This window comes from Rhodoferax sp. RT4P68, from assembly GCF_056521305.1.
The window spans coordinates 1-6,883 of sequence record NZ_JBWMBB010000034.1 but is presented as its reverse complement, the minus strand read 5'-3'; the positions used below and the strand labels follow the sequence as shown (position 1 = coordinate 6,883).

The window sequence follows — 6,883 nt, the reverse complement described above, 5'->3', positions numbered from 1 at the left end:
GGCGGGGGTGGACTACCACGTGCCGTTCGGCGGGCGCAAGGGGTCAAGCTACGGCCCGCGCGAGCAGGGCAAGTACGCGCAGGAGTTCTTCACGACGGTGAAGACGGCTTACACGCTCGCCTGAAGAACGCGGCGCAGCTGCGCGCTGGCCGTGCCGGCGACCACATTGAGCAGGGTACCGACCGGCAGCGTCAGCAGACCGCTGGCGTTGTTCATGAAGAACATGACACCGAATCACACGGGGTCGATCCACTTCAAGTTCAGTAGAGCCCAGAATTTCGAATCCTCGAATGGGCGATGAGCTGGCCGGCAGCACGGGCGCCGGCATGCCCCTTGTTCAGACGGTGACCTTGGCCTCCTTCACAACCTTGGCCCACTTCGCCCTTTCGACGGCGATGAAGTCGACGAACTTGGCCGCAGAGCCGCCGCCGTCCTCGGCGCCGTAGCCCGCCAGCTTCTGTGCGACCTCGGGCATCGCAAGCACGGTGTTGAAGTCCTCGTTCATGCGCTGCACGGTGGCAGGCGCCATGCGCGCAGGGCCGGCCAGGCCATACCAGGTGCTGGCGTCGAAGCCGGCATAGCCCAGTTCGGCGACCGTGGGCACCTGGGGCTGCGCCTTGGAGCGCTGCAGCCGCGTCTGCGCAATGGCGATCAGCTTGCCGCTGGCCAGGTGCGGCGTGGCAGACGTCATGGTCTCGAAGCTGTAGTTGATCTGGCCGCCGATCAGGTCGGTGAGCATCGGCGCCGAGCCTCGGTAGGGCACGTGCAGCGCGTCGACGTTGGCGCGCAGCTTGAAGAGCTCCGTGGCGAGATGCTGCGAGGCGCCGGCGCCGGACGATCCGAACGTCACCACACCCGGTTTGGCACGGCACAGTGCGACGATGTCGGCCAGCGTGCGCGCCGGCTGGGCCGGATTGCAGATCAGCAGGTTGGGGGTGACGCCGACCAGCACCAACGGCGGGAAGTCGCGCTCGACGACGTAGGGCAGCGAGGGGTACAGGGCCGGTGCGATGGCGTGGTTGCTGATGTTGGTCATCAGCAGCGTGGCCCCATCGTTGGGTTGCTTGGCCACGTACTCGGCTGCGATCACGCCGCCCGCGCCGCTCTTGTTCTCGACCGTGACGGGCGTACCCCACAGGACCGACAGCTTTTGCGCCATCACACGGGCCATCACGTCGGTGCCGCCGCCGGGCGGAAAGCCCACGACGATGCGGATGGGCCCGGCGGGCAGGGGTGATTGCGCATGAACCAGCGGCAGGCTGCAGGTTGCGAGCGTGGATGCGATGAAGTGGCGTCGTTGCATGTTGGTTGTCTCCGTATGGGTGGGATGCGCTTACATCGACGTGCGCAGCATCGCGTCGTAGTCCTGCACGCTGGCTTCGCGCGGATTGGTCTTATGGCAGTGGTCCTTCAGCGCGCCTTCGATCACGCGCGGAAAGATCTCCGGCGACACGTCGAGTGCGGCCAGTCCGGTGGGCAGGCCCAGCCGGCGGTTCATCTGCGTGATGGCCGGCGCCACATCGTCGGCGCCGTCCACACCCATGGCCTGTGCCATGCGCGCCAGGCGCTCCTCACTCTGCACCGAAGGCGCATCGGCGTTGAACCGGATCACGGCGGGCAGCAAGATGGCGTTGAGCGTCCCGTGGTGCAGGCGTGGGCTGATGCCGCCCAGCGCATGGCTCAGACTGTGCACGCAGCCCAGGCCCTTCTGGAAGGCGAGGGCGCCCTGCATCGACGCACTCATCATGTTCAGCCGCGCCTCACGGTCGCCGGGGCATGAGGTCGCGGTCTCGATGTGCCTCCAGGCACGGCGCAAGCCGTCGAGCGCGATGCCGTCGGCAGGCGGATTGAACGCCGGCGCCATGAACGTTTCCATGCAGTGCGCGATGGCGTCCATACCGGTGGCGGCCGTCAGGAAGGGCGGCAGGCCGAACGTGAGTTCCGGGTCGCACAGCGCCGCGCGTGGCACCAGGAAGGGCGAGAGCACGCCGACCTTGCGGCCGTCGTCCAGGATCAGCACGGCACCGCGTCCGACTTCGCTGCCGGTACCGGCCGTGGTGGGCACGGCGATCACGGGCGCGGTGGCTGCAGTAATGCGGGCCACACCGCCCTCGATGGCCGCGAACGACTTGAGCGGGCCATCGTGTGTGGCGCACACCGCAACGCCTTTGGCCAGGTCGATCGGCGAGCCACCGCCGACTGCGATGATGCCGTCGCACTGGTTGTCCACGTACACCGCGATGGCGGCGCGCATGGCGCGCTCGGTCGGGTTGGAGGGCGTGCCGTCAAACACGAAGAAGTCACGCCCGCCAAGCTGTTCGGTCACGCGGTCCAGCACGCCCGCGGTGCGCACACCGGCGTCGGTGACGACCAGCGGGCGGCGGATGCCGATGCGATTGCATTCCTGCGCAAGCAGTTGCACTGCGCCGAAGTCAATCTGGATCTGGGTGATGTAGTGGATAAGGGCCATGGAGTCTCCGTTGTCTGGGCGTGTTGCTGGTGGTGGTGATGTGCACTGCGGCCCGGTGGCGGGCTGGACTGGTATCGGGGCGCAAGTCTAGGAAGGGGTTCGCGCCGCCACAACGTGGATTTACTTGAAGGCGGCGCGAGAAATTCTCACAACGGCGGACGTGACTTTTTCTTGAAGAACGGCACAGTTTTTCTCGCTTGGCCCGCCACGGTGCCAAACCTAGACTTCGGCCCGGACTCCCTCCCATCACGCCGCACTGGCGCTTGCGCCGAGGCCGCACCTCAACGAAAGAGACACGACCCATGAGCCCGTATCTGCTGCTCGAACGTGACCAGCGCATCGCCACCATCACGCTCAACAACCCGGACAAGATGAACGCCATGGACCACGGTATGTGGCAGGGCATCTCCGATCTGATGGCGCAGCTGTCCGCCGACGATGCACTGCGCTGCGTGGTGTTGCGCGGCGCTGGTGGCAAGGCCTTCTCGGCCGGTGCGGACATCGAGGAGTTCACGCGCCTGCGCGCCAACTCGGCACAGGCCCGTGACTACGCGCAGGTCACAGGCGAGGCAATGCAGGCCATCAAGAAATGCAAGCATCCGACCCTGGCGATCATCGAGGGGGCCTGTATTGGGGGGGGGCTGGAGATCGCTTCGGTCTGCGACATGCGCGTCTGCGGTTCATCAAGCCGCTTCGGCGTGCCGGTCAACAAGCTCGGCCTGGTCATGTCGTACGGCGAACTGGGTGGACTGGTCGATCTCGTGGGCGGCCCCACGGCGCTGGAGATCGTGTTGGAGGGGCGGGTATTCGATGCACAGGAAGCCTTTGCCAAGGGCCTGGTGAACCGCGTGGTCGCCGATGCCGAGGTGCTGGTCGAGGGCCAGGCTACAGCGCGGCGCATCGCCAACGGCGCGCCGTTGGTAGCGCGCTGGCACAAGGCCTTCGTGCGCCGCCTGGCACAGCCGGCGCCGGTCACGCCGCAGGAGGCCGACGAAGCCTATGCCTGCTTCGACACCGACGACTACCGCATTGGCTTCCAAGCCTTCCTGGCCAAGGCCAGGCCGACCTTCACCGGCCGCTGAGCCGGCGCGCCATTTCCTCACGACAACGGAGCTGCCACGTGACACTTCCCCTTTCCCGCATCAAGGTCCTCGACGTCAGCCAGATCATGGCCGGCCCTTTCTGCTGCATGCTGCTGGGCGACATGGGCGCTGATGTCATCAAGGTCGAGACACCCGGCGTCGGCGACCAGACCCGCAAGTCGATGGGCTTTCGCCTGAAGGGGGCCGACAGCGGCGGCTTCCTGGCACTGAACCGCAACAAGCGCAGCGTAGAGATCGACCTCAAGAGCCCGGCCGGGCTGCAGGCGTTCTATGCGCTGGTCAGAGAGGCGGACGTGCTGGTCGAGAACAATCGACCCGGCGTGGCCGCGCGCCTGAAGATCGACTACCCGATCTTGCGCGCTATCAATCCGCGCTTGGTGTACGCCAGCATCTCCGGCTTCGGCCAGACCGGGCCGTGGTCCAAGCGGCCAGGCCTGGATCTGATCGCCCAGGCCATGACGGGCGTGATGAGCGTCATGGGGCATGCTGGGCAGTCGCCAGTGAAGGCCAGTGTCCCGATCGCCGACCTGGGGGCCGGGCTGTTTGCCGCCTACGGCATTCTGAGCGCGGTGATTGGGCGCGGCATCACGGGCGAGGGGCAATTCGTGGATGCCTCGCTGTTCGAGACCGCGCTGGGCCTGTCGGTCTGGGAGTCTGCGGAGTACTGGGGTACTGGCCAGGTGCCGGTACCCATTGGTAGCGCAAACCGCATGAGCGCGCCCTACCAGGCCGTTCGGGCGTCCGACCGGTACTTCGTCATTGGCGCGGCCAACCCCAAGCTGTGGACGGCACTGTGTGGTGTGGTGGACCGCCCCGACCTGCTCGAGGACCCGCGCTTTGCCGACAACATGCTACGAATCTGCAACCGCGAGGTGCTGATTGCCGAACTCGAGCGTTCGTTTGCGCATCGCACTTCCGCCCAGTGGGTGGAGGCGCTCCTCGCCGCAGGCGTGCCGGCCGCGCCGATCTACGACTACGCCGAGGCGCTGGCCAGCGAGCAGGCGGTGGCGCGCAACATGGTTCTCAAGATCCAGCACCCGGTCGAAGGCGAGACGCGGGTGCTGGGCTTTCCGGTCAAGCTCAGCGCGACGCCACAGCAGGTGCGGCACCCCGCGCCGCTGCTGGGCCAGCACACTGACGAGGTGATGCGCGAGATCGGCATGAGCGCGCTGGATATCGACGCGCTGCGCCGAGCCGGGGCGTTCGGCGCAGTGCAGACAGCGGCGGCGCCGGCCGCTTAGCTTGATGCAAACCGCGACAGAAGACAGATCAATTCCCCAGCGCTGCTTGGTGGCCATATCGATGCGGTGACGGTGAGCATGGCAGAGGTCGCCTCCCACATCGCAGCGGGCAAGCTCAAGGCCCGCGCGGCAATGGCAGATCAGCGGGTGGCCGACGGCTTCGCGCGCGTGCCCACGCTCAAGGAGCGCGGCATCGATTCGTCCCCCCAATGAGCACCCGTTTCATCGTCAGCGCCGTGCCGAGGGGCCTCGCCCTGCGGGCCGGGGCGCGCCAGAGCGCATGCGGGCGTTGCAGTCCTTGCCCTGGCACCCGCCAGGGCGGCGGCCTGCGCCTACGCCTGCGGTCCGCCACACCCCGTCGTGGACGCGGTTAATTCATTCACAACCTCTGAGCCTGCGCGTCGCGCGCCAGTTCTTCGCGCACCCAGCCAAGGAAGGCCATGATGCGCCGGTCCTGCAGGCGGTCCTCGGGAAAGATGAGGTAGTAGGCGAACTCGACCTGCATGCTGCCTTCGAAGGGCCGCACGAGGCGGCCCTTAGCGATGTCGTCGATCACCCAGTGCTTCTTGGCCAGGGCCACGCCCAGCGCGTCGATCGCCGCGCCGATCACCAGGTGGCTGGGCCAGAACGAGGGCCCGCGGGTGGTGTCCACGTCCGTCGCGCCCGCTTGCTCCAGCCACATCGCCCAGTTCGGATTGCTGACATCCGGATAAGTGCTTTCGTCGTGCAGCAGTGTGTGCAGGCGCAGGTCCTGCGGTGTCCTCAGGGGCCGCGCCGGATCCGCCAGCAAGGCGGGACTGCACACAGGGAACACTTCAACCGGCAGGCAGAGTTCAGAGTAGAGACCCGGATAGACGCCGCGGCCGTAGCGCACGGCCAGGTCGAAGTCCTCGCGCGTGAAGTCCACCATTTCCTTGGCGGTGGAAATCTTGAGGTCGATGTCGGGGTGCGCCTGCATGAAGCGCCGCATGCGGGGCGTCAGCCACTTGACCGCGAAGGTAGGCGGCAGGTTGATCTTGAGCGAGGGCACGCCCTGGGACCGGTGCAACTGGTGCGTGGCAAACACGAGCTGCTTGAATGCCTCCTGCACACCAGGCAGGTAGGCCTTGCCTGAGGCTGTGAGAGTGAGGGACTTGGAGTCGCGCAGGAACAGCAGCATGCCCAGGTTCTCTTCCAGCGTCTTGATCTGGTGGCTGACGGCCGAGGGCGTGACGAACAGCTCGTCGGCTGCGCGCGTGAAGCTCAAATGGCGCGCGGCAACCTCGAAGGCGCGCAAGGCGTTGAGCGGCGGGATGGGGCGTGACACCGTATCTCCTGTGGGCTGTGCACTGTCGTCCGGACGGCGTCGAGTATGCGGGCAAGTGCTTCAAGTTTTTCTCCGCAGTCGCCCTAGAAATACTCGTTTGCCGGACTGCGGCGGCGTTCCTAGACTGCGCCTTTTCGCAACGTCAACGCACTGGAAGGCCAGCATGAAGAACGACTTGAACACGGGTGCCACCGCGCGCCGCACGCTCACGGTGGACCGGATGCGCACCATCGACTTTCTTGGCGAGGACATGCGCATCGATGCGACGCCGGAACTGGTGCGTGACGTAGAGCAGACCTGGCTCGACTTTCTGCTGGCCCATGTGGACGCGGCCGAGAACTCTGTCGGCTCGGAGATCGCAATGCGCCATGGCGGCGCCACGCTGCTCGGTGGGCAAGTGCTGATCGAGGCGCGCGTGTCCGCCGTCGCAATGTGATGGGCCAGCACCCAGGCGCCAAGTAACCCTTCCATTTCGATAAGCCCCATGCAACACCATGACAACCTGATCAACGGCGAATGGGTCGCCGGCAAGGGCTACAGCCCCAATGTGAACCCCAGCAACCTGGCCGATGTGCTGGGCCAATACACGCAGGGCGATGCGTCGCAGGTGGACGCTGCAGTCGCCGCCGCCACCGCTGCGTTCCCGGCCTGGGCGACGGGCGGCATCCAGGCGCGCAGCGACGCGCTGGACAAGATCGGCAACGAAATCCTGGCGCGCAAGGAAGAGCTGGGCACGCTGCTGGCGCGCGAAGAGGGCAAGACC

At 66.5% G+C, this 6,883-nt stretch carries 8 protein-coding genes and 1 pseudogene; 6 read left to right on the top strand and 3 right to left on the bottom strand.

The window, feature by feature from the left end:
* Positions 1–124 (top strand): aldehyde dehydrogenase family protein (locus AC099J_RS31410; protein ID WP_479619240.1); only part of this gene is annotated, 124 nt, incomplete at its 5' end.
* 213 nt (positions 125–337) lie between these two features.
* Here the strand turns inward: AC099J_RS31410 and AC099J_RS31405 are convergent.
* On the bottom strand, positions 338–1,303 hold the full coding sequence (locus AC099J_RS31405; RefSeq protein WP_479619239.1) for a Bug family tripartite tricarboxylate transporter substrate binding protein: 966 nt from the start codon (positions 1,301–1,303) through the stop codon (positions 338–340).
* 30 nt (positions 1,304–1,333) lie between these two features.
* Positions 1,334–2,470 carry an iron-containing alcohol dehydrogenase gene (locus AC099J_RS31400; RefSeq protein ID WP_479619238.1) on the bottom strand — a complete coding sequence of 379 codons (1,137 nt, stop codon included), beginning with the start codon at positions 2,468–2,470 and terminating at the stop codon, positions 1,334–1,336.
* A 302-nt stretch (positions 2,471–2,772) separates the two neighbouring features.
* Between AC099J_RS31400 and AC099J_RS31395 the strand changes: the two genes are divergently transcribed.
* The 3 genes and pseudogenes from AC099J_RS31395 to AC099J_RS31385 all read left to right on the top strand — a co-directional run.
* On the top strand, positions 2,773–3,552 hold the full coding sequence (locus tag AC099J_RS31395; RefSeq protein WP_479619237.1) for an enoyl-CoA hydratase-related protein: 780 nt from the start codon (positions 2,773–2,775) through the stop codon (positions 3,550–3,552).
* Positions 3,553–3,590: 38 nt separating this feature from the next.
* Complete coding sequence (locus AC099J_RS31390; protein ID WP_479619236.1) at positions 3,591–4,814, top strand: CaiB/BaiF CoA transferase family protein; 1,224 nt, start codon at positions 3,591–3,593, stop codon at positions 4,812–4,814.
* Positions 4,815–4,853: 39 nt separating this feature from the next.
* Positions 4,854–5,018: pseudogene (locus tag AC099J_RS31385) on the top strand (tripartite tricarboxylate transporter substrate-binding protein); the annotation flags it as partial.
* A gap of 175 nt (positions 5,019–5,193) precedes the next feature.
* Here AC099J_RS31385 and AC099J_RS31380 read toward each other — a convergent pair.
* The gene (locus AC099J_RS31380) at positions 5,194–6,120 is read right to left on the bottom strand and encodes a transcriptional regulator GcvA (protein WP_479619235.1); all 927 of its coding nucleotides are present in this window, start codon (positions 6,118–6,120) and stop codon (positions 5,194–5,196) included.
* A 163-nt stretch (positions 6,121–6,283) separates the two neighbouring features.
* On the opposite strand from AC099J_RS31380, the gene AC099J_RS31375 reads away from it, so the two are divergent.
* On the top strand, positions 6,284–6,556 hold the full coding sequence (locus tag AC099J_RS31375) for a thioesterase, FlK family (protein ID WP_479619234.1): 273 nt from the start codon (positions 6,284–6,286) through the stop codon (positions 6,554–6,556).
* 48 nt (positions 6,557–6,604) lie between these two features.
* Positions 6,605–6,883 (top strand): aldehyde dehydrogenase family protein (locus AC099J_RS31370; protein ID WP_479619233.1); only part of this gene is annotated, 279 nt, incomplete at its 3' end.

What these genes read in the sequence shown, in the direction of transcription:
- AC099J_RS31395 (WP_479619237.1), top strand. Translation starts at nt 2,773, where the DNA reads ATGAGCCCGTATCTGCTGCTCGAACGTGACCAGCGCATCGCCACCATC.
- AC099J_RS31375 (WP_479619234.1), top strand. Translation starts at nt 6,284, where the DNA reads ATGAAGAACGACTTGAACACGGGTGCCACCGCGCGCCGCACGCTCACG.
- AC099J_RS31400 (WP_479619238.1), bottom strand. Translation starts at nt 2,470, where the DNA reads ATGGCCCTTATCCACTACATCACCCAGATCCAGATTGACTTCGGCGCA.
- AC099J_RS31405 (WP_479619239.1), bottom strand. Translation starts at nt 1,303, where the DNA reads ATGCAACGACGCCACTTCATCGCATCCACGCTCGCAACCTGCAGCCTG.